The organism is Proteus sp. NMG38-2, assembly GCF_020640995.1.
In the GTDB taxonomy this organism is placed as follows: Bacteria; Pseudomonadota; Gammaproteobacteria; order Enterobacterales; family Enterobacteriaceae; genus Proteus.
The window spans coordinates 3,910,437-3,931,720 of the sequence record NZ_CP085481.1 but is presented as its reverse complement, the minus strand read 5'-3'; the positions used below and the strand labels follow the sequence as shown (position 1 = coordinate 3,931,720).

Here is a 21,284-nt window from a genome sequence, read left to right as displayed (position 1 = left end):
ATGGCTAACGCGTTTTCTCCTTTTCGTTATGCAGCACACCCAATTCGGATACAAGGTAATATTCTTGAGGTGATGTTGCGTAATGTTTTTATTGGTGAAATTTGCCAAATTAGAAAAAGCATAGAAAATAGCATGCCAATTGGTGAAGCTATTGTTATTGGATTTCGCCACGGAATAACAATATTGAGTATGATGGGCAACTCTCAAGGCTATTCTTTGCAAATTATCGTAGAGCCAACAGGTGAGGCTTTCTCTGTTGCTCTAAATCATCGTGTATTAGGTAGCATGATTGATATTAAAGGGCATTGTTTATTACGATTTGACGGTAAAGACTTATCAGAAGATTTACCTTCTAAATTATACCCTGTTCATGCGCAGCCTCCCGCATATCATGAACGATTACCTATCACAACATTATTTCAATCAGGAGTTCGTGCAATAGATGGATTATTAAGTTGTGCTTTAGGACAACGAATGGGAATATTTGCCAGTGCAGGAACAGGAAAAACAATGTTGCTGAATATGATTATTCGTTTTTCTCAAGCAGATGTATTTGTCATCGGATTAATTGGTGAACGAGGCCGAGAAGTTACCGAATTTGTCGAAGAATTAAAACAAGATAGTCGGTGTAATAAGGTCGTATTGATTTGTTCAACCTCAGAAAAACCTGCGGTTGATCGTTGTAATGCGGCATTAGTGGCGACTACAGTTGCTGAATATTTTCGTGAACAAGGTAAACATGTTGTTTTATTTATTGATTCAATAACACGCTATTGCAGGGCGTTACGAGATGTCGCGTTAACAGCAGGCGAATTACCAGTCCGTAAAGGCTATCCTGCTTCAGTTTTTGATACATTGCCCGCCATTCTAGAAAGACCTGGTGTGACAAAACGAGGGTCTATTACTGCATTTTACACCGTCTTATTAGAAAGTGATGATGAACCTGATGCAATAGGTGAAGAGGTTCGCTCTATCGTTGATGGCCATATTTACCTTTCACGAAAAATAGCCGCATCAGGTCATTATCCTGCTATCGATATTTTAGCGAGTGTGAGTCGCCTTTTTCAGCAAATTACAGATGAACGACAACAACAGGCAGGATTAAAAATAAGACAAATTTTAATGCGATTACAGGATATTAAACTGTTACAAGAATTTGGTGAATACCGTATTGGGGATAATGCATTAAATGATGAAGCTGTGAATAAACAATCTAAAGTTGAAAAATTTTTAATGCAGTCATTTAAAGAAAAAGCAGAATTTCAGCAAACATTAGAAAAATTGTATGAGATTGCCAATTAAACAACAAGCTATCATTGATTTATTAGTTAAGCGACAAAGAAAAATTGAAAAAAAACAGTATCAATATGAAAGACTATTAGTTGAGGCGGAAAATAAAAGACAAGAACAAAAGAAATTAATGGAATTATTGAAAAATGAAATACTCAATTATGAAAAAATAGGTATTTATTCCATTATTTCTTTTTATCATCAAAGAAGAAAAAAAGCGATTGTCTTATCTTCATTGAATTTATGTCAAACTCAGCTTAAAGAAATAATTATTCAACAAGAAAAATTGAAAGAAGAAAAAAAAGAACTTGAAAAAGAATATATTATTACAATAAAAAAACAGAAGAAAATGCAACGCTATTTTGATAGAAAGCATAAAAAATTACAGGTATATCTAGAACGTTTAGAACAATATGATATACAGGAGATCGCTTTGTATGACAACGATATTATCTAATAATGTAAAAATAAACAACATAATTCCTAGTGATGAATGTAATTTTGATGAAATGGTTTTATATCAATGTCAAAAGTTTTTTCCTAAAGATAAACAGAAATTAGAAATGAAATTAGAAACATTTCTAAAATTAAATAAATCTAATGTGTTTTTAAATGAAAAAAACAAGGATTTAGAAATATTATCAGATATTGAAGAGAGAGAAGAGAGAGAAGAGAGTGAAGGACTATTCCTGATGAATAGAAATATATTATTTTTTCTTTCCAATAAAATAGAAGAAAAAACATCTGATAAATCAATTATTAAAGCATTGATTATAAGAGCAAGTGAAATTAAAAAAACAAAACAAAATCTTGAAGTAAAGAATATCATCATTAATGATGACTTGTTAAATAAAAAAAATAATATTAAAGATAATGTTAGTAAAAAAAATGAGATAAACGATGTATTTAATAGTGAAATAAAGAATACACATAAAGTTGATACGGAAAATAATACTAATTCTGCACAATTATCTGAAAAAGTAGAATTTGTACAACAACCTCAAATAGAGGTCAAAACGGTGAATAAATCGCCACTTGAAGTGCCTTGTTGGCGAATATTACATACAAAACAATCCACCGAAAAAAATGATATTACTTATGTTTTTAAGCAGTGGGGAAACGAACATCATCAAATAAAAATTCTTTTTTTTATGAAACATCAGATGCAATTTATTGCCTCTACAGGACGTGTTTACCAAACTTCTCTGGATAATTTAAATCAATATCAAGGTAGAGCAATATTGTCGTTAGAAAATAGCTCAGAAAATGAATATGACTATATTACTTCAATTGATGCAGATCCTAAAAAGAAGGATGGTGATTTATGAATACATCATTATTAGCATGTATAAAAGATAATGATGATGATAACACCATGCGATGTTTTTCTGCCTCATTTCAATCATATTCAGTAGATAAAAGAGATTATTATTTTTCTATCTATGGGGAAAATTCACTTGGTTTCTTTAATGGATTAATGTCTGTTAATTGCGTTATGGATAGGCTTTATCCTGAAAAAAAGATTGATTGGGAATTGGTTCCTTCCTCTTATTTGTGTTCTCTTTTTATTCGAAATTATACTCAGATTTTACTTTCATTTTCATCAATACCTTTTTTATTGCGTGTAGAGGATATTTATTTAGGTCAATCAGTAAATGGTGCCTATCCCAAAATTAGCAGTGATCTTGGTGATGTTTTTATTCATGAAATAAAAGGGCATTTTCAATGGATAGCGCTATCTAATAATAAGTTAGGAGTTATAGGAGATTTTTGTTTAGGAACGAGCCAGCTTTCTCTTTCATTATTAAAAAATATATTACTTGGTGATTTATTACTTATAGAAAAAATATCATCTAATTTATTTTTAGGTGAGAAAAAATGGATTAAATTTGAGTGGAATGGGGAAAATAGTGTGCAGCTATTAAATGAGAATGAATCAAAAGTATTAGACAGTAATGAACAAAACAAATCAGCACATGAAATAGAGAGTCAACCTTTTACTACTGATGAAGAGAAAAGATTAGCCCCCATCGGTAATATTCCTGTCACTGTTTCTTTTATTTTAGCCAGTAAAACACTATTAATTGAAGAAATAGAAAATCTGAAATCAGGGCAACATATCATGCTGCCTGAAGAAGCACATCAACAAATTATTTTAAAAGTAAATGGCCTTTCTATTGCTCAAGGAGAATTGATTAGGGTCGGTGATCGTTTAGCTGTTGAGATCCAACGTTCTTTTTCACATAACGAGTAAATAATGGAAAGCTCTACAACATTGATATTAACGCTTGCCTTGGCAACACTTGCGCCTTTTATTATTGCCGCAGGTACGTGTTATCTTAAATTTTCGATAGTGCTTGTTATGACGCGTAATGCTTTGGGTGTACAACAGGTACCTTCTAATATGGTTCTAAATGCAGTTGCGTTAATGATGGCATTATTTGTTATGACGCCAATGACTAAAAATAGCTATCAATATCTTGTGAATAATCCTATTAATTTAGGAGAGCCAGGATCATTAGAACGTTTTTCTGATGAAGCATTAGGTGAATATAAGCATTATTTATACCGATATTCAGAACCAGAATTATTAGATTTCTTTGATAAAGCTCAAGGGTATCGACCAGACAGCATAGACGACGATGAACAAATTGAAAGCTCACTATTTTCTTTATTACCTGCTTATGCGTTAAGCGAGATAAAATCGGCATTTATTATTGGATTTTACCTTTATCTACCTTTTATTGTGATTGATTTGATCGTTTCTTGTATTTTGCTGGCATTAGGAATGATGATGATGAGCCCGATTACACTTTCTGTCCCTTTAAAGTTAATTTTATTTATTGCAATGGATGGCTGGACATTATTATCAAAGGGACTGATAAATCAATACCTTGATTTGATGGTGGTAAAATAATGGATATGGTTTATGCCGCTAATAAGGCAATCTATCTCATTATTTTATTATCAGCAGCACCTATTGCCGTTGCCACTTTTGTTGGATTAATTATTGGATTATTACAGACAATTACACAAATACAAGAACAAACATTACCTTTTGGAATTAAGTTAGTGTGTGTTTTTGTTTGTTTATTAATGACAATGGGGTGGATGGGGGAAAAATTATTGATCTATGCAAAAGAAATGTTAGCGATAGGATTCGCTGGATAAAATATGTTAATAATCTTCGAATATTTTAAAGTTTATCTTATTGATATCTTTTTTCTTATGGCACGTTTACTTCCTGCATTTATGTTTATTCCTTTTTTAAATAGTAGAATTCTTAATAGCCAATTTTTAAAATATGTTATTATTTTCTATGTTGCATTGGGTATAAAAGTCAGTATTCCTATTTCAGATGATATTAGAGATAACGGGGTTATTATTCTAATTAGTGAAATTATTATTGGCCTTTTTATCGGATTGTTACTTGCAACGCCATTTTGGATAGCCTCGGCATTTGGTGAATTTGTAGATAATCAAAGAGGGGCTAGTATTGGTGATACTATTAATCCTACAACAGGTATTGAATCTTCAGAATTTGCTTCGCTAACGGGATTATTTTGTGTTGCTTATTTTCTGCAGTTTGGTGGTTTAGTAACATTAATGACAGTCTTAAAAGATAGTTATAGTGTTTTTCCTGTTGGCTATTTTAATCAAAATATTGGTTATTCACTAATAGGAAAATGGTTGACCGATATAGTACGAGTGGCTATTGTTTTGGTTTCACCTGTATTAGTTTTGATGTTTCTTAGTGAAGTAGCATTAGGTGTTTATTCCCTTTTCTGTCCTCAGTTGAATGCATTTTCACTCTCTTTATGTATTAAGGGCATTATTGCTTTTTCTGCACTTCTGCTTTTTTTTACTTCAGCAATGACAAATGAATTATCAGGGTTTTTTAATTACCAGTATTTCCATACTCTCTTTATGAGTTTTTATTATGGCTGAAAAAACAGAAAAACCTACACAAAAGAAATTAGATGATTCAGCTAAAAAGGGGCAAACATTTAAAAATAAAGAGTTAACTTCAGGTGTGATTTATATTATTGGCATTATCTATCTTTTTCACCGAGTTAATTTTACAGAATTTATTGAATTTTACCAATCTATTTTATTAAATCCAACACATATTAATTTAGAAAGTTATATTAAAATAATATCAAAGCTATTTTTTAATATTATTATACCTGTATTGATTATTACTGCTTTCGTGGGTATTACTATCTCATTGTTTAAGTCTCGATTTAAAATAGCAACTGAAGCATTAAAAATAGATTTAAATCATATCAATCCAATCTCTGGTTTTAAGAAGATATTTAGTTTAAGAACAATAAAGGATTTCATAAAAACATTACTTTTTATTATCGTTTTTTTAGTGGTTTGTTTTGTTTTTATGGTAATAAATAGCCAAGAGATATTTTTACTTTATCGCTCTAATTTAAATATTGTAGTAGAAAAATGGTGCTCTGTTGTTGTCGATTTTGTTTTTATTTTCTTTATTCTTTCATTACCACTTCTTACTTTAAATATTATTGCTGATTTCTTCCTTTTCATGAAAGATATGATGATGGAAAAACATGAAATAAAACAAGAAAATAAGAATATGGAAGGAGATCCTGAAATAAAATCAAAACGCAAATATTTACACCAAGAGTTACTTGATGAGCCAATGAAAAAAGTGATTAGAGATTCTTCTGCTGTAATTGTTAATCCGACTCATATTGCTGTGGGAATTTACTTTGATCCTGATAATAATATTATGCCATTAGTTTCGTTGAAGTGTGAAAATGCAAAAGCACTGGCTGTAAAAACATATGCGAAAAAAGTAGGCACACCAATAGTTCGATATCCAGAATTGGCTCGAAAGCTATATCATAAATATCATCTTTTTGACGTTATGATCGATACTGATCTTCTTGATATTATGGATCTCCTAATTTGGCTAAAAAGAGTTGAATTAGATGGTAGATTAAGAGAAGAAATGGACTATAGATAGAAAAATACATTTATCTTATTTAAATAAATAGTATTTATTTTTATAAATAATAACGTTTGTTTTATTAAAGCTATTTTATAACCATTATTTTATGATTTTGTTAATTATTCATCCTTGATGAAAGGATTAACATCATGTCACTATATGAAAAGATGTCAGAAAAAGAACTTGATCAATTAGCAAGTTACATTGTTTCCATTGTCCAAAATGGTAAGACTATTAAAGATGAAGGCACAATTCCAGAAGGATTTATGGAAGGAATTTATTCATTTGCTTACGATTTCTACCAAAAAGGAAAGTTGGATGAAGCCGAAGCTATTTTCAAATTTTTATGTCTTTATGATTTTTATAATGTTGATTATATCATGGGACTTGCTGCAGTTAAGCAATTAAAAAAACAGTATCAAGCCGCCATAGATCTTTATGCTTTAGCTTATTTAAATGCAAATAATGATTATAGGCCTATGTTTTATGCTGGGCAATGTAATTTATCTTTAGGCGAAAAAGAGAAAGCAAAATATTGTTTTCATCAAGTATCGTTAAATATAAAAGATCCTATCATAAAAGAGAAAGCAGAGATTTATTTAACATCTTTAAAAGATATCCCTTTGGTCGTCATTAATGAAAATAAAGGAGATGAAAATGAGTGATACTATTGTTAATGGTTTAATATCTAATCGTTTAGTCTCATTAAAAATGGACGAAAAGGATCAGATTGTTGAGAACTTGACGAAAAAAGAAAATACAGTCAATGACAGTAACAAGAAAATTATTTCTTCATATTTTATAAAAAAAAATGAAAACATTTTAGTACCTATATTAAGGCCACCTGAAGAGCAGGAAAATGTAAATTCTAATATAGATATAAAACCTGAAGTAGGTGATTCATCTCAAAATAAATCAAGAAGAATAGAAAGGAGTAGTCAAGAGAAAAAAAAAGAAAATAATTATTTGGATTTACAATTAAAGTATCAAGGAATAATTAATGATGGTATTTTAAACTCTATTAAAGACACAGATAAATTCGAAGATTTTTTACATCAATTTGATTATTTAGAAAAGAAAATAGCAGGATTGGTTGAAGATTATAAATCTATTTTAGGTGATGTAAAAAAATACCAAGATGCCAATGTTGATTATTGGATGGCAGTATATAACTCTATACAAGAAAAAGGATTAAAAACAGAAAATGAGGTATGCAAATATTTAAATAATAAAAATATTCCAAAAGAGATTGTTAATGATCTTATCCATAAAAAATTTAATAATAAATCTGAAATGGAAGATTATTTAATAGGGAAATATCCTGCTTTAAATCTTCCCAATGATATATCTAAAAATAAGCTATATGATCTTGATGATTTACACAGTGATATATTGGATTTTTTTAAGGAAATATCAAATATAGCTCCCCATGTCTCGATGAGTGACGAAAAATTAAAATCAATCTCAACAAATTTTAATCATCTTAAGAATATTATTGATAATAAGAGTGATGATCTTCTTACTAAGAAAATGCAAAGTGCAAAAAAGGCTTATATTGACCTGACTTTGACCCAGAGTCATATAGAACTTGAAATAGCCTCTCGCTCTTTATCAGGTTTGGCATTACTTACTTTTTTACTTGCTAAAGTTAGAGAGCTAACAATGAAAGTAATGCTACAACGTTCTGAAAATGAGCAAAAGCTTTTTGAAGAAATGCAAAAAGTAACAGAAAAATCATTGAGAGATAAGGTTGATGATCAAAAAGTAAAAATTAAAAAACAAGAAGAAATTCAATATTGGGCAGGAATTAGTTTAAAGATTTTAGGTGGTTTTCTCGCTATTTTTGCCGGTATTGCGGCTGTTTTTACAGCTGGCGCCTCTTTAGCATTAATGGCCGTGGCTGTAACACTTTTAGTTGCAGATGTAGCATTAACAGTCGCTGATGAGATTTATCAGGCCATTCATGGTGAATCTTTTATGGATGAAATAATGGCACCTGTTTCAGAAGCCATTATGAAAGTGATTGATAAAATGGTTGATGCTTTAATGGATATGTTTGAAGTTTTTTTAGACACGCTTAAAAATTTAGGTCTTGTCGATAAAATTGATGATATTAAAAAAGAAATATATGACAAAATGAAAATGGCACTAAAAATTTTTATTACCATTATTTTATTTGTTGCTGCTATAGCATTAACATTTGTTGCGGGGCCAGCAATTAATGGCATAACCAATGCAGCGAAAAAAATATTCAATGAGCAAATTAAACAGACATTAAAAAAAGTATTAAATGATTGTCTTGAGAAAATGCTCGGTAATATGATTAAAGAAATTATTATGCAAGCAATGGAAGAAATATTGAAAGCAATAAATAAAGCGATTACAAAAATTACCGACAATGTATTATTGCAAAAAATAACTACTATATTAAATAAAGTTAGCCATATGATAACAGAAGATATGTCAGAAAAAGCGGTGAATACAATTCATCGAATAGCTGTAAGTGCTAAATTATTAAATTCAGTTACATCCAATACTATTAACATTTATAGCAATATAATATCAGCCGATATTATGAGATCAGTTGCTGATAGTAAAAAGTTAAATGCAATTCTAGATTTAATTCAGAAGTTTATGGATAAAATCATGGAAGAATATAGTGATAATATGGATACAATTACGGAAATATTAAAAAATATGAGTGATAGCTACTCTATAAGTAGTAAAGTTAAATCTAACATAGCGAAAAGAATCTCTGCTTAATAAAAAGGAATATAAAATGGATATGAAAATTGATAATCATAACTTTTTAAATACTCTTTTTAATAAAGATGTATCAAATATTAGGAATGAAAATGAAATAGAGAATATTGAAGGGCTAAAAACACCCAATAAAACATCTTCAGAATATCTCACTAGAATTAGCTTTAGCAAAGATAACATAAGAATAAATGAAAATAAGCCTTTATTAAAAGGGCCGGAATATAATCACAGTAAAATGAAATCATTTTTGGATGAATTGGAGTTATCAAAGTCTAATTTAAGAGAAAATACGGTTATAAAAGTAGGTGAGTTTAATTTTTTATCAGATGATATGATGGCGTTAATTAATCTTTTTATTAATTATTACAAAGCAATGATTGAAAAGTTCGAAAGATCTAGAGAGCTTGGAAATATGTTAATGAGTATAGAGATAATATTAGCCGATAGTTCAAAAAATATTTTAAATAAAAAAGCAGATATGGTTGTAGCTGCTTCAGTAACTGGTGCAGGGCTTTCATTAGGCTTAAATATTGGTGGTGCGTCTATGTCTATTTTTGGTATGGGAAAAGGATTAGTCACTGGAAATACTAACCAGACAATATTAAAAGGAAATACGTTAACGAATATTGCACCTTCATTGAGTGGGATAGCGGAACAACCTATGCAAGCTGAGGCAATCCGTATTGAAGCTGAAGTAAAAGGAAATGATGCCGCAACTTCCGTTGCAGGACAATTAGTTAATAATAATAATGAACTACAGCGAAATGAGGCCGATATTATCAAAGCACTTTTACAAGGTATCGAAACTATTATTCATGCAACACAAGATGTTGCATCTACAATAGGTTCAAATTTAAAAGGTTAATTATGATTAATAATTTGGGATCTTATCATTTACCTAATGAAGAAAATATTTATTCTCAATATTTAACTAAAAAAAAAGTGGATAAAGATCAACTTAATAATATAGTAAAAAATATTGAACGCAATGAGGATTATTTAGCGAGCAAAAAATTAATCAAAGATTTTGATGTGTCATTCGTTGATAATCCAAATTCAAAAAAAATCGCTTATAGTTTATCTAAATATGTTGAAAATCAAAAATATAATTCTAGTAGATTAGAAAGTAAAGATATTTTATCATCTATATCTAAAATAGAAACAGCAGAAGACTTAGGTAATAATGATAAAAATAAATTTATTGATTCATTAAGTGATCTTTTTGATGATATTAAATCGACGATTAATACAGGTAAGGCTGATTATTTAGATGTATTAAAAGATCTTTTTTCAAATTATATGGATTTTGTGAGTGCAATAAGAACGTTATTATCTAAATTGAGTGAAGCGACTAAAGCCGCTAAAAAAGAAGGCCGTATTAATATTCATCTTGAAGATTTTTATAATGAACTACAAGATTTAAAAAATAAGTATAGTGGTAAGCCACTATTAAGCTTAGATTTATTTTTTAAGAAAGATAAGGAAGGGCGTTACTACCGTGAAATAAAAGGAGAGAAAATTTTCTATGATAATAAAGATGATATTAACAGAGCAATGAAGGCCTTAGGAAATTTGTTGAATGGAATAAAAGGTGTAAAAGTGATTAAAGGTAATGGTGAAGGTAGTGACCATTATTTGGATCCTTATCTTGAGTTTTGGTTCAATGTACAAATTGATTTTACTGATCTTGAAAGCTTGTTAAAATCTTTAAAAGATAAAGGATTGGGATCACAAGATATTTTACAGACAGAGTTTGATCTATTAAAAAAGATGTTAGATTCATTTGAGAAAAAACTAAATAACAATCTTGATGAGTTTTCTAAAAAATACAGCACTGCAAATAGTAATTATGATAATTTTGTTAAAATAGTTAGTAGTACAATGAATACATTACTAGAAATGGCAAAAGGATTTCTACGTTTCTAAGGTTATATTGAGTAATATTATGGAAGATAAGATTTTTTACGAATAAAAGAGAGCTGATATATGATAGATATCAGCTCTTTTTTTTATAAATAATAATTTAAATTAAAATTTATATTCAATACCTAGCCAGTAATTACGGCCATCTTCCATATAACCTTGAGTATATTCATAAGACTTATCAAAAAGGTTATTTACAGAAGCATTAGCAGAAACTCCATACCCAAAATCATAATCTAAACGAAGGTCAGTTTTTGCATAACCTGCCAGTTTGTCATTTTCATCAATGCGGTTATAGGTCCAACTTTGTGCTTCTTCCATAATGGTAAAGCGAACCTGTTCAACAGGAATAAATGTCATCCACATATAGGCTTTATGTTTTGGTAAACCTTCAACATGTGCTACTTGTTTAGGATCGCTATGGATATAGCTGTAATTTAAGCCTAGCTCTAACCAATCTGTCACATTACCTTTAGTACCTAAATCAAGCCCAACATAGTCAACACGCCCACTATTTTGGTTTTGGAAGAATGCATTGCCACCACGATAAACGGTGTGTGCCATAATTGCATCACTGACACGGTTATAGTAAATGCTGGTTTGGTAACCCCATTTATCCGTAATATGTCCTTCATAAGTTAAGTCGAAAGATAATGCGCGTTCAGGATCTAAATCTGGATTGATGATCCCTTTAGAGCCATCTTTGGGTTTTTCACTTGTGTAACGTTCTTTTTGTGTAGGGAAGCGGCTACGATCAGACACAGAGAAACGTACAGCATCATCATTGGCTAATGAATATTTTGCCATCATTTCCCAGTTAAAGGCTGTTTGTTTGTTATCATCAGCGCCTTTGTCAGTCTCAACGCTATCTCGCCAGTCATAGCTAATTGCACCCACTAAATCGAGATCATTAGTGGCAGCCCATTGATATTCAGTTGCTAAAGACCATGTTCTGTCTTTATAACGCATCCAATCACCATTTTTCTCTTTTTGAGAACGGTGAACGTCATCTTTCCAGTGAGCAGCGAAAGAGAGCAGATCATTTTCACGGGTATCGATACCTAATTGTAATGCAGCACCTGTACTGTAGTCGTCATAGTGACTGTAATCAGGTGTATCACCTTTTTTAGGGTACATATAAAGGGTATTTTCAAATTTATCGTGATAAGCACGGCTTTGTAATTTGATACCATCAGTAATTTGAGTAATACCGCTATAGTAATAGCTTTCTTTGTTGTAATCCGGCCATGCCCAATATTTAAATTTACCTTTACCCAATGTTGATGGTGGACTATTTTTTTCACCGTCTTGTTTTACATAAGTTAGGGTATATTCGTCAGAAGCACGTGGTGTCCAACCCACTTTGATCATGCCACGTTTATCATCTGTTGCTGAATTATCACGACGTCCATGAGTTCCCGCAGCCACATTATTTTCATCAGCACCAGGAATTGGAGTAAAGCGTTGTTTTAATTGGCTACCACTGATTTGAATAAAGCCTAAATCATTACGTGCACCTAAGCGTGCACTCATATTGTGTGCATAATCAGCACCACGAGCAAAACCTTGAGAATAAGCAATGCTTCCTTCTAATGGCTTTTTCGGCGTCGCAGTAGTGATATTAATTGCACCACCCATTAAGTTAGGGCCTTGCAGTAATGAGGTATAGCCTTTGTTGACTTCAATGCTTGCCAGATCGTTTGTGGTAAAACGAGCCAAGTCTAAGTTACCATCATAAGGAACATAAGTCGGGATACCATCAAAGAATACAGGTACTTGACGGCTATCAAAACCACGTACTTTAATGGTGTACTCATTACGGTTACCCGATTTTTGCATTACAACACCAGGTAATGTTGCAATGGCTTGCGCCGCATTGACCTTATTTTGTTCAAGCATTTGTTCTTGCGTTAATATATCTGGGTTTGCTGCAATTGGGCTACTCCATACGGTTAATAAGTCGGGAGTAGATTGCCCATAATTGGTGTCAGCAAGAGCAATACTGGGTAATAGAGCTAGAGATAAACAGCAGCATAGAGGTTTTAATTTCATCATTCCAATCTCAGTTCACAATCTATATATAATTTTTTATATAACGATATGCGTAAAAATAAATGAACAAAAAGAGCACTGACATCTGTTAGCGCTCGGTTTTTTTATAAAATAAAGCAACAAATTCATATAAAAGAAGCTCAGCAAAGATGTTCCTCTATGCCATTACAACCATTTCCTTGTTATAACTTCTTTTACATTCAGTAGATGTTGTTTTTATTTATTATTGATTAAATATGTAAATACTCACTTACTTATAAGTTGTTATTTTAATTTAATCTTTTTGGGTAAAGACGAACTTTAATATCCGTCGGTGGTGCATAATAAGGCGCAGATGTCACCAGTAAATTGATGCCTGTCTGTGCATATTTTTCAATTGTGTTTAAGTTAATACCACCTGCCAAGGAAAGATGGCAATGAGGTGCAATGTGAGGTATTTCTTGTTGTAGCTGTGCGATATCTTCAATAGAGAACTTATCGAGCTGTAAAATATCAGGTTGTGCTTTTAACGCTTCTCTTGCTTGTTCAATATCATCAGCTTCTACAACAATGCATTTTTCAGGTGCAGCTTGGCGTAACTGTTTAACATGTTGTGCCCAATTATCAGGCTCTGATAAAAATCGACGATGGTTAGCAAAGAGCAAAATAGTTTCGGAACAACCTTGGCGATGAATGACACCACCGCCCGCTAGTACAGCTTGGGTCGCCAGTAATTTAGTATTAGGGATATTTTTACGTGTACACGCAATTTGCCCTTTAGGTTGATAGCGGTGATAAATATCTAGCATTCTTGCCATATAATCACTCACGCCACAACTCCACTCAAGGACGTTTTGTACCACTTTCCAGCCTTGATGTAGTGCATCAGCACGGCCTTCTGCCGTGATTAAGCAATCACCTGCATTAGCAAAATCGCCATCTTGTTGATGTGCGATTACTCTTAATCCTAATTTTTCCAATAAGCGACAACCTAAAGTGATCCCACTGACGCAACCCGCTTCACGGCGTGTAAAGGTCATGGTGCCTAGTTGATCACCAATATTCAGCGCTCGGCTGGTGAGGTCGCCATATTGGATATCTTCCATCAACAAATTATCAAGAAAGGCATCAGGATAATAAATCATAGGTTCAGCTCACTTTCAGGAACGACATCCCAAGAAACCATTGCCCAATCACGAGTTGGCGAAATCAGTGAAACACCTTTTTCAATACTTTCATGATAGTAATTTGTTAGGCGTACAATTTCGTCTTCGCTTAAAGGTCCTACAGAGAAATTAATACCCTCAATAAATTGCTCAAGGCTATTGAAATTGCTTTGGCAATTACGGCTACGGATATAATCCACTTTAGGGTGAATACCCATTTGGTTTAGCATATTCACAGCATAAATGTACGTTGGAAGCGTAGGAACCTCACGACCTAGTAAGCGAATAATGCGTTGATCAACAAAGGTTGGCGAAACGGTGTGAGTGGTATAAACACGTAATTTGGCTTGGCGATTTAGTTTTAATAGTGCTGCTTGTAAATCCATGACCAATGTTGAACGTGAAGCGACAGCAATATCACAACGAGGAAGCTCATCCCAGCTATCTTCCCATGAGCACGTTATAAATTCTGCGTGGTTGATGCCTGCTTGTTCGGCTCTGCGTTTAGCGACTGCTAACATTCCTGTACTGTAATCAATACCGATGGTTTTTTTGAATTTATCTGCCACATGAATGCTGATAGAGCCAGGACCGCAGCCTACATCTAAGAGAGTTTCAGCACCAGTGAAATCCATCATTTCACGAAATTTTATTAAATAGGGATCGTTAGGATTGGCACAAGTTTCTGCCATTTTTTCAGCACGTTTATCCCAATGCTCAGGCTCTTTTTTGGTTCTTTCTGCCTGTACCATATGGTTTTTATAAAGTTCAGCAAAATCTGTGGTTTCAATTGTGTTCATATTCTTGCCTATGGTCATTTTTATTATCAGAGTAGGCGTGAAAATGCGCCTGAATATCTGTTGGTTGTACACCATAAAGGTGTGCTAAATTATCGGGTGTCAGCAAAATGTCAGGTCTATCTTGCAAAACGGGCACATGAGGTGTCAGCAAAATGACATCATCTGCCAAAGAAGCGGCATGTTGAGGGTGATGTGTGGACATAAAAACACTGATCCCTAATGCTTTTAATGCTTTAACTTGGGTAAGCAGTTTGATTTGATTACCAAAATCAAGGCTTGCTGCAGGTTCATCCATAATCAACAATTTGGGTTGTTGCACTAAAGCGCGTGCAATTAATACCATCTGTTTTTCACCGCCACTTAAGGTATCAAAAGTTCGGTGAGCAAGATGAGAAAGCGAGAGCATTTCTAAGGTTTCCATTGCCATCGTTTTATCTTGTGAGCTAGGCATCGAAAAAAAGGAGAGATGCGCACCTCGCCCCATTACAACCATATCAATAACATTGAAAGAAAAGGGGATATGTGTTGCTTGAGGTACATATGCCACCACTTTGGCTAGTTCTGTTGGTGACCACTCACTTAGTATTTTACCCGCAATATTAATCTCACCATCAATACAAGGTATCAGACCCAATAGCGTTCGCATTAGCGTTGTTTTACCACAACCATTAGCGCCTAATAAGCAGATGATTTGCCCTTGTTTGATGTGAAATGAGAGATCTTTAATTAAGGTTTTGCCTTTATAACCAATGGCGAGTTGCTTTGCATTAGCAATGATCATGTGCCTTTCCTCGTTCTCAGTAACAACATTAAGAAGAATGGCGCACCAATGGCGGAGGTTAAAATGCCTAAAGGGAGTTCAATATTGGCAATTGTGCGGGCTAATGTGTCAGTGATTAATAACATAATAGCGCCAACAAGCAAGGAAACTGGGAACTGTTGACTGAAGTTAGCGCCCACTAACAGTCTTGCAATGTGGGGAACAATTAAACCTAACCAACCAATAATACCCGCAATAGAAACTGCACTTGCAGTTATTAATGTCGCAGACAAAATAAAGACAAGTCGGGTTACTTCGACGTTTAAACCTAATGCTCTGGCTTCTTCATCAGATAAACTGAGAATATTCATACGCCAGCGTAATAAAATGAGTGGAATAAATCCGACTAACATTAAAGGTGCAACGGAAATTAAATCAGAAGCGGTAATAGTCGAAAGACCGCCTAAGAGCCAAAAGGTGATTGAAGGCAATTGAGTGTAAGGATCAGCAAGGATTTTCATTAATGAAATTGCGGAGCCACATAATGCACTAATAGCAATACCAACCAACACAAGGGAGAGTACTGGATCGTGTTGTTTTGCGAGCCTCGCAATAAAGTAGACTAGAGCAACCGTTGCTAAACCGCCCGCAAAAGCGAAAAGTTGAATTGACAACATGGATTGCCCAAGAAAAATACCTAATACAGCTCCTACGCCTGCACCTGATGAAACTCCAAGAATATCAGGTGATACTAAAGGGTTACGAAACATGCCTTGATAAGCCGCACCCGCAATCGCCAATCCTCCACCAATTAAAATTGCCGCCAGAACACGGGGAAATCTTATTTGCCAAAAGACAGTTTCAGTGCGGTTATACTCTACATTGCCCGTTAATTTATTACTCACTAGAGTCCATAGCTCATTGGTAGTAAGTGAATACTTACCACTTGTGATCGCAATTAACGCAACAATGGAGAATAACGCAAATAAAAGCGTGATGCGTACTGATTGACTCATGAATACCCCAATAATTGCTGAGATTGTTCAGCACTTAATTGTGTATGGTAAAAATGAGCAAAGTAATTTTGCAGATCTTGAGCAGCTTGTTTTTCTATTCGAGCGTCAAAATGGCTTTGTAAGCGACGCATCCCCATTAAACGGTTGATACCCGGAGGACCATCTAACCAACCAAATGGTAAGCCTTTAAACAGTAGTACTTTGTTGTTTTTAACTGCTTGAATGCTTTTCCATACAGAATCTTGCATAATTTGCTGATAGGCATTTTCATCTTGTGTGATGATAATTTCAGGATCCCACATCAACAGTTGTTCTGGTGAAACATCCGTTAACCCAGTGAAATTAGGAATATCTACCACGTTTTCAAAGCCTAATGTTTCAATAGCTTCGGTATGAATAGAGCTTCTTGCGCCTGTTTGTAATCCTTTCGCTCCACGAGCAAGGTAAAAACGAGGGTTTGTTTTTTGTGTAGAAGCAAACAAGGCGGCATCACTAAGATATTGCTCTGCAATTAGCGCTAATGTTTCTGCTCTTTCAGTAACACCTAGTAAAGCACCGGTTTGACGTAACTGAGCTGGACTATCTTTTAATGTGCCATCAATTAACACATAAGGTACACCCGTTTGATCGGAAACGCGTTTCGCTAATGAGCGATAGGTTTCATCTACATTTCCACTATCAATAATGACATCGGGTTCTAACGTTAGTAAGGCTTCTAAAGAGAGGGTACTTCCTCGTCCTGATAATCGCCCTAAACGGGGTAATTTACGTAAATCCTCTGCAAATAAAGGGCTTTTCTCTAAGTTAAGGGATGAGAAACCTAATAGTTTTTCAGGGGCTAATGCGAGCAATAATTGATCGGTCGGAGGTCCTGCACTGATCACGCGATGGATCGCGGTTGATGCCGGAACGTGACCAAATTGTGCTGCAATACGCGAGGTTATCGCGGCTCTTACCGAATGCGGAAGTGCAGATAATGTCGCAATTGTTGTGAGGTAAGTTAGAAATTGTCGTCTACGGATCGCCATAAGTTCACACTGTTTATTGTTTTATATTGATATCGTTGTTTCATTTATTATACAGCGAAGAATACTATATTTCCTTTGGCTTAAGTCAAGGGATCATCAGTCAAAATCAAATCTAAGCACACATCTGAAAAACTTTATTCGAAATAGTGTATAACCTAGGGCTATAATCAGCGTTCTTGGAAAATTAAAGCGCGTATTAATACGAGTGTTTTTGGATAGTTGCGATATAAAATGAAGAAAAAACGCCCATCATTACAGGATGTAGCTTCGCGAGTTGGTGTTACCAAAATGACAGTGAGTCGTTTTTTGCGTAACCCAGAACAGGTCTCTGAAGCTTTACGAGAAAAAATTGCGCGCGAGTTAGACAGTCTTAATTATATTCCTAATCGCGCCCCTGATATTTTATCTAATTCTACCAGTCATGCGATTGGGGTATTGCTACCTTCTTTAACTAACCAAGTTTTTGCTGAAGTTATTCGTGGTATTGAATCAGTGACCGATAAATACGGTTATCAAACCATGTTAGCGCACTACGGATATCGTGCTGAAAAAGAAGAAGAACGCCTACTTTCATTGCTCTCTTATAATATTGATGGGCTTATTCTTGCAGAAAGAACACACACGCCAAAAACAATAAAAATGCTAGAAACAGCAGGTATTCCTGTGGTGGAAATCATGGATAGCGTTTCACCTTGTTTTGACTCTGCCGTGGGATTAGACAACATTGATGCATCACAACAGATGGTCAGTGAAATGATCAAGCGCGGTTGTAAGCGTGTTATTTATCTTGGTGCAAGACAGGATGAGCGTACTCTAATGCGTTTAAACGGGTACGAGAAAGCGATGCAAAATGCAGGCTTACCGACAGGCAGTGTAATGACACCGAAAAGTTCGTCGTATTCTTTAGGTGCTGAATTATTACATGCAGCACGTAAACAATACCCTGATTTAGACGGGCTTTATTGTACCAATGATGATATCGCTATTGGTGCTGTTTTTGAGTGCCAGCGCTTAGGTATTTCAGTGCCTAATGATATCGCCATCTCTGGTTTTCATGGACATGACGTAGGGCAAGTAATGACACCTCGTCTGGCGAGTATCTTTACTCCGCGTGATGAAATGGGACAACAAGCGGCAGATTTATTGCTTAAGCGTATGAAAGGCAAAATTGCTCGAGGACAAGTTATTGATGTTGGTTTTCGCATTATTACAGGTGAAAGCATATAATAATTTAACTTATTGATAATATTTAGATTTATCATTTAATAACCCTATTGTTATGAAATAATTAACAGTAGGGTTTTTTATTGAGCCTTAAATAAATATCGAGTTGCTTCTCCAATATTTTGTTGTCAGTTTGTAGATCATCTTACTTTCATTTGAGAGTCGCCTCACATTTTCACTTCTTAGTTGATTTTCGTTGTTGTATTTACCTTACCACTTCGGATATGTTACCCGTAACAGTTACGGGTAACATTACAAAAAAGACTTAATATCTGCCTTAAAGGAGCATTCTATGAACGATACCCAATCCCTACACCATGTTTTCATCTTAATGGGGGTATCAGGCAGTGGTAAATCTGCGGTCGCAAGTGGTGTGGCACAACGTACAGGTGCCGCATTTTTAGACGGTGATTTCCTACACCCTCGCTCAAATATTACAAAAATGGCATCAGGCCATGCTTTAAATGATGAAGATCGCAAACCTTGGTTACAAGCACTCAATGATGCTGCTTTTGCGATGCAAAGAACTAATAGCGTATCGCTAATTGTCTGTTCTGCATTGAAAAAACAGTATCGTGATATGTTAAGAGACGGCAATCAATGCCTGCACTTTTTATATTTAAAAGGTGACTATGAGCTGATTGAAAGCCGCTTAAAAGCACGTAAAGGGCACTTCTTTAAACCTCAAATGTTAGTGACTCAATTTGAAACCTTAGAAGAGCCAACCAACGCTGAAAATGATGTGTATGAAATTGATATTTCAATGCCACTTGATGATGTAATTGAAAGTGCAATCAATAAAATAAATTCAGTGACACAAGGGGCTTTTGAAGGGGAAACAGTATGAGTACATTAACGCTTGTGCTAACTGCGGTTGGCTCGGTTCTATTATTACTCTTTTTCGTTATGTATGCGCGTTTGCATGCATTTATTGCATTGATGATTGTTGCTATCGGCGCAGGTATTTTCTCTGGAATGCCTCTTGAAAAAATCACGCAAACTATGCAAAACGGAATGGGCGGAACATTAGGTTTCCTTTCTATCGTGGTCGCACTGGGTACAATGTTCGGTAAAGTGCTACACGAAACTGGGGCATTAGACCAAATCGCAGTTCGATTATTAAAATATTTTGGTGAGAAACGAGCTAACTACGCATTGGGTATTGCTGGCTTAATTTGTGCTCTACCTCTGTTCTTTGATGTCGCCGTTGTCTTGTTAATTGGTGTTGTATTTGCTGTTGCTCGCCGTACTGGTGGCAATGTGGTAAAAATGGCGATCCCTCTGTTTGCGGGTGTTGCAGGTGCTGCCGCCTTCTTATTACCAGGGCCAACACCAATGTTATTAGCTGACCAAATGAATGCAGATTTTGGTTGGATGATCTTAATTGGTCTGTGTGCGGCTATTCCGGGCATGTTATTAGCAGGTCCTATCTTCGGTAACTTTATCAGCCGTTACGTTACCTTAGAATTACCAAAAGATTTGTCTGAACCAAGTTTAGGCCAAAACAAAATGCCTTCTTTTGGTTTCAGTCTTGCACTGGTGTTATTACCTTTAGTGTTAGTGGGATGCAAAACTATTGGTGCGCGTTTCGTTGAGAAAGGTTCAGAGCTGTACAACATCCTTGAATTTGTTGGTCATCCATTTATTGCGATTCTTGTGGCTTGTTTAGTGGCTATTTACGGTCTTGCGATCCGTCGTGGTATGAGCAAAGAAAAAGTAATGGAAATCTGTTCTGCAGCAATCCAACCTGCGGGGATCATCTTACTGGTTACTGGCGCGGGTGGTGTCTTTAAACAAGTACTTGTAGATTCAGGTGTTGGCCCTGCATTAGGTAATGCTTTAATTGGTGCTGGTATGCCAATTGCGGTGGCGTGTTTTATTCTTGCTGGTGCAGTGCGTGTTATTCAAGGCTCTGCAACGGTTGCTTGTTTAACCGCAGTTGGTTTAGTTTTACCCGTTATCAATGAGTTGGGTTACAGTGGCGCTCAAATGGCGGCATTATCAGTGTGTATCGCTGGTGGCTCTATTATTCTTAGCCACGTTAATGACTCAGGTTTCTGGTTATTTGGTAAATTTACTGGTGCTACAGAAGCACAAACCTTAAAAACATGGTCTTTAATGGAGACTATTCTTGGCACAACAGGTGCAGTTATAGGCATGATCTTCTTCGCTTTTCTTTAATATCTAATCTTTATTTTCACATTATTTAGCGCGTCTTTTGACGCGTTTTTTTTCATTACAATAAATGACTATCAAATGTGACAGAAAATACCAAATTTCTCATTAACCTATAGGCTCTTTA

General features: G+C 34.5%; 21 protein-coding genes. 15 read left to right on the top strand and 6 right to left on the bottom strand.

Going from position 1 to position 21,284, the window contains the following annotated elements; genetic code table 11:
* The 12 genes from sctN (at window position 1) to LG402_RS18405 (ending at window position 10,960) form a co-directional block, all read left to right on the top strand.
* Window positions 1-1,302: a type III secretion system ATPase SctN gene (gene sctN, locus LG402_RS18460; RefSeq protein WP_227336107.1), complete on the top strand. Its 1,302-nt coding sequence runs from the start codon at window positions 1-3 to the stop codon at window positions 1,300-1,302.
* Window positions 1,286-1,747, top strand: a complete 462-nt coding sequence (locus LG402_RS18455; protein WP_227336106.1) for a type III secretion protein — start codon at window positions 1,286-1,288, stop codon at window positions 1,745-1,747. Before sctN ends, LG402_RS18455 begins: the two co-directional genes overlap by 17 nt.
* Window positions 1,728-2,618 (top strand): hypothetical protein, encoded by an 891-nt coding sequence (locus LG402_RS18450; RefSeq protein ID WP_227336105.1) that lies wholly within the window; start codon window positions 1,728-1,730, stop codon window positions 2,616-2,618. Before LG402_RS18455 ends, LG402_RS18450 begins: the two co-directional genes overlap by 20 nt.
* Complete coding sequence (locus tag LG402_RS18445; protein WP_166539930.1) at window positions 2,615-3,544, top strand: FliM/FliN family flagellar motor switch protein; 930 nt, start codon at window positions 2,615-2,617, stop codon at window positions 3,542-3,544. Before LG402_RS18450 ends, LG402_RS18445 begins: the two co-directional genes overlap by 4 nt.
* A 3-nt stretch (window positions 3,545-3,547) precedes the next feature.
* Window positions 3,548-4,207: an EscR/YscR/HrcR family type III secretion system export apparatus protein gene (locus LG402_RS18440; protein ID WP_166539931.1), complete on the top strand. Its 660-nt coding sequence runs from the start codon at window positions 3,548-3,550 to the stop codon at window positions 4,205-4,207.
* A complete protein-coding gene (gene sctS, locus LG402_RS18435; protein ID WP_166539932.1) occupies window positions 4,207-4,461 on the top strand; it encodes a type III secretion system export apparatus subunit SctS in 255 nt (84 codons plus the stop codon). The genes LG402_RS18440 and sctS overlap by 1 nt, the downstream gene beginning before the upstream one ends.
* 3 nt (window positions 4,462-4,464) lie before the next feature.
* Window positions 4,465-5,238 (top strand): type III secretion system export apparatus subunit SctT, encoded by a 774-nt coding sequence (sctT, locus tag LG402_RS18430; protein WP_166539933.1) that lies wholly within the window; start codon window positions 4,465-4,467, stop codon window positions 5,236-5,238.
* Window positions 5,231-6,286, top strand: coding sequence for an EscU/YscU/HrcU family type III secretion system export apparatus switch protein (locus LG402_RS18425; protein WP_166539934.1), 1,056 nt, complete (start codon window positions 5,231-5,233; stop codon window positions 6,284-6,286). The genes sctT and LG402_RS18425 overlap by 8 nt, the downstream gene beginning before the upstream one ends.
* Before the next feature lie 134 nt (window positions 6,287-6,420).
* Window positions 6,421-6,936, top strand: a complete 516-nt coding sequence (locus LG402_RS18420) for a SycD/LcrH family type III secretion system chaperone (protein ID WP_166539935.1) — start codon at window positions 6,421-6,423, stop codon at window positions 6,934-6,936.
* On the top strand, window positions 6,929-9,034 hold the full coding sequence (gene sctE, locus LG402_RS18415; protein ID WP_227336104.1) for a type III secretion system translocon subunit SctE: 2,106 nt from the start codon (window positions 6,929-6,931) through the stop codon (window positions 9,032-9,034). The genes LG402_RS18420 and sctE overlap by 8 nt, the downstream gene beginning before the upstream one ends.
* A 16-nt stretch (window positions 9,035-9,050) precedes the next feature.
* The gene (locus LG402_RS18410) at window positions 9,051-9,899 is read left to right on the top strand and encodes a type III secretion protein (protein ID WP_227336103.1); all 849 of its coding nucleotides are present in this window, start codon (window positions 9,051-9,053) and stop codon (window positions 9,897-9,899) included.
* Between the two features lie 2 nt (window positions 9,900-9,901).
* On the top strand, window positions 9,902-10,960 hold the full coding sequence (locus LG402_RS18405) for an IpaD/SipD/SspD family type III secretion system needle tip protein (protein ID WP_166539938.1): 1,059 nt from the start codon (window positions 9,902-9,904) through the stop codon (window positions 10,958-10,960).
* A gap of 102 nt (window positions 10,961-11,062) precedes the next feature.
* Here LG402_RS18405 and LG402_RS18400 read toward each other — a convergent pair whose 3' ends face one another.
* The 6 genes from LG402_RS18400 to LG402_RS18375 form a co-directional block, all read right to left on the bottom strand.
* Window positions 11,063-13,009 (bottom strand): TonB-dependent receptor plug domain-containing protein, encoded by a 1,947-nt coding sequence (locus tag LG402_RS18400; RefSeq protein ID WP_166539991.1) that lies wholly within the window; start codon window positions 13,007-13,009, stop codon window positions 11,063-11,065.
* Window positions 13,010-13,278: 269 nt separating this feature from the next.
* Window positions 13,279-14,133: a ModD protein gene (modD, locus tag LG402_RS18395; RefSeq protein WP_166539939.1), complete on the bottom strand. Its 855-nt coding sequence runs from the start codon at window positions 14,131-14,133 to the stop codon at window positions 13,279-13,281.
* Window positions 14,130-14,954 carry a class I SAM-dependent methyltransferase gene (locus LG402_RS18390; protein WP_166539940.1) on the bottom strand — a complete coding sequence of 275 codons (825 nt, stop codon included), beginning with the start codon at window positions 14,952-14,954 and terminating at the stop codon, window positions 14,130-14,132. The genes modD and LG402_RS18390 overlap by 4 nt, the downstream gene beginning before the upstream one ends.
* Entirely contained in the window at window positions 14,941-15,735 is a 795-nt protein-coding gene (locus tag LG402_RS18385) for an ABC transporter ATP-binding protein (protein ID WP_166539941.1), read from the bottom strand. The genes LG402_RS18390 and LG402_RS18385 overlap by 14 nt, the downstream gene beginning before the upstream one ends.
* Window positions 15,732-16,730, bottom strand: a complete 999-nt coding sequence (locus tag LG402_RS18380) for a FecCD family ABC transporter permease (RefSeq protein WP_166539942.1) — start codon at window positions 16,728-16,730, stop codon at window positions 15,732-15,734. The genes LG402_RS18385 and LG402_RS18380 overlap by 4 nt, the downstream gene beginning before the upstream one ends.
* Complete coding sequence (locus tag LG402_RS18375; protein WP_227336102.1) at window positions 16,727-17,758, bottom strand: iron ABC transporter substrate-binding protein; 1,032 nt, start codon at window positions 17,756-17,758, stop codon at window positions 16,727-16,729. The genes LG402_RS18380 and LG402_RS18375 overlap by 4 nt, the downstream gene beginning before the upstream one ends.
* 231 nt (window positions 17,759-17,989) lie before the next feature.
* Between LG402_RS18375 and gntR the strand changes: the two genes are divergently transcribed.
* From gntR to gntU, 3 genes are all read left to right on the top strand, one after another.
* The gene (gene gntR, locus LG402_RS18370) at window positions 17,990-18,985 is read left to right on the top strand and encodes a gluconate operon transcriptional repressor GntR (protein ID WP_109408387.1); all 996 of its coding nucleotides are present in this window, start codon (window positions 17,990-17,992) and stop codon (window positions 18,983-18,985) included.
* A gap of 289 nt (window positions 18,986-19,274) precedes the next feature.
* Entirely contained in the window at window positions 19,275-19,829 is a 555-nt protein-coding gene (gene gntK / locus LG402_RS18365; protein WP_166539944.1) for a gluconokinase, read from the top strand.
* Window positions 19,826-21,163 (top strand): gluconate transporter, encoded by a 1,338-nt coding sequence (gene gntU / locus LG402_RS18360; RefSeq protein ID WP_227336101.1) that lies wholly within the window; start codon window positions 19,826-19,828, stop codon window positions 21,161-21,163. The genes gntK and gntU overlap by 4 nt, the downstream gene beginning before the upstream one ends.
* Window positions 21,164-21,284 lie beyond the last annotated feature (121 nt).

Coding starts and splice junctions, on each gene's coding strand:
- sctN (WP_227336107.1), top strand. CDS start 1: ATGGCTAACGCGTTTTCTCCTTTTCGTTATGCAGCACACCCAATTCGG.
- LG402_RS18455 (WP_227336106.1), top strand. CDS start 1,286: ATGAGATTGCCAATTAAACAACAAGCTATCATTGATTTATTAGTTAAG.
- LG402_RS18450 (WP_227336105.1), top strand. CDS start 1,728: ATGACAACGATATTATCTAATAATGTAAAAATAAACAACATAATTCCT.
- LG402_RS18445 (WP_166539930.1), top strand. CDS start 2,615: ATGAATACATCATTATTAGCATGTATAAAAGATAATGATGATGATAAC.
- LG402_RS18440 (WP_166539931.1), top strand. CDS start 3,548: ATGGAAAGCTCTACAACATTGATATTAACGCTTGCCTTGGCAACACTT.
- sctS (WP_166539932.1), top strand. CDS start 4,207: ATGGATATGGTTTATGCCGCTAATAAGGCAATCTATCTCATTATTTTA.
- sctT (WP_166539933.1), top strand. CDS start 4,465: ATGTTAATAATCTTCGAATATTTTAAAGTTTATCTTATTGATATCTTT.
- LG402_RS18425 (WP_166539934.1), top strand. CDS start 5,231: ATGGCTGAAAAAACAGAAAAACCTACACAAAAGAAATTAGATGATTCA.
- LG402_RS18420 (WP_166539935.1), top strand. CDS start 6,421: ATGTCACTATATGAAAAGATGTCAGAAAAAGAACTTGATCAATTAGCA.
- sctE (WP_227336104.1), top strand. CDS start 6,929: ATGAGTGATACTATTGTTAATGGTTTAATATCTAATCGTTTAGTCTCA.
- LG402_RS18410 (WP_227336103.1), top strand. CDS start 9,051: ATGGATATGAAAATTGATAATCATAACTTTTTAAATACTCTTTTTAAT.
- LG402_RS18405 (WP_166539938.1), top strand. CDS start 9,902: ATGATTAATAATTTGGGATCTTATCATTTACCTAATGAAGAAAATATT.
- LG402_RS18400 (WP_166539991.1), bottom strand. CDS start 13,009: ATGAAATTAAAACCTCTATGCTGCTGTTTATCTCTAGCTCTATTACCC.
- modD (WP_166539939.1), bottom strand. CDS start 14,133: ATGATTTATTATCCTGATGCCTTTCTTGATAATTTGTTGATGGAAGAT.
- LG402_RS18390 (WP_166539940.1), bottom strand. CDS start 14,954: ATGAACACAATTGAAACCACAGATTTTGCTGAACTTTATAAAAACCAT.
- LG402_RS18385 (WP_166539941.1), bottom strand. CDS start 15,735: ATGATCATTGCTAATGCAAAGCAACTCGCCATTGGTTATAAAGGCAAA.
- LG402_RS18380 (WP_166539942.1), bottom strand. CDS start 16,730: ATGAGTCAATCAGTACGCATCACGCTTTTATTTGCGTTATTCTCCATT.
- LG402_RS18375 (WP_227336102.1), bottom strand. CDS start 17,758: ATGGCGATCCGTAGACGACAATTTCTAACTTACCTCACAACAATTGCG.
- gntR (WP_109408387.1), top strand. CDS start 17,990: ATGAAGAAAAAACGCCCATCATTACAGGATGTAGCTTCGCGAGTTGGT.
- gntK (WP_166539944.1), top strand. CDS start 19,275: ATGAACGATACCCAATCCCTACACCATGTTTTCATCTTAATGGGGGTA.
- gntU (WP_227336101.1), top strand. CDS start 19,826: ATGAGTACATTAACGCTTGTGCTAACTGCGGTTGGCTCGGTTCTATTA.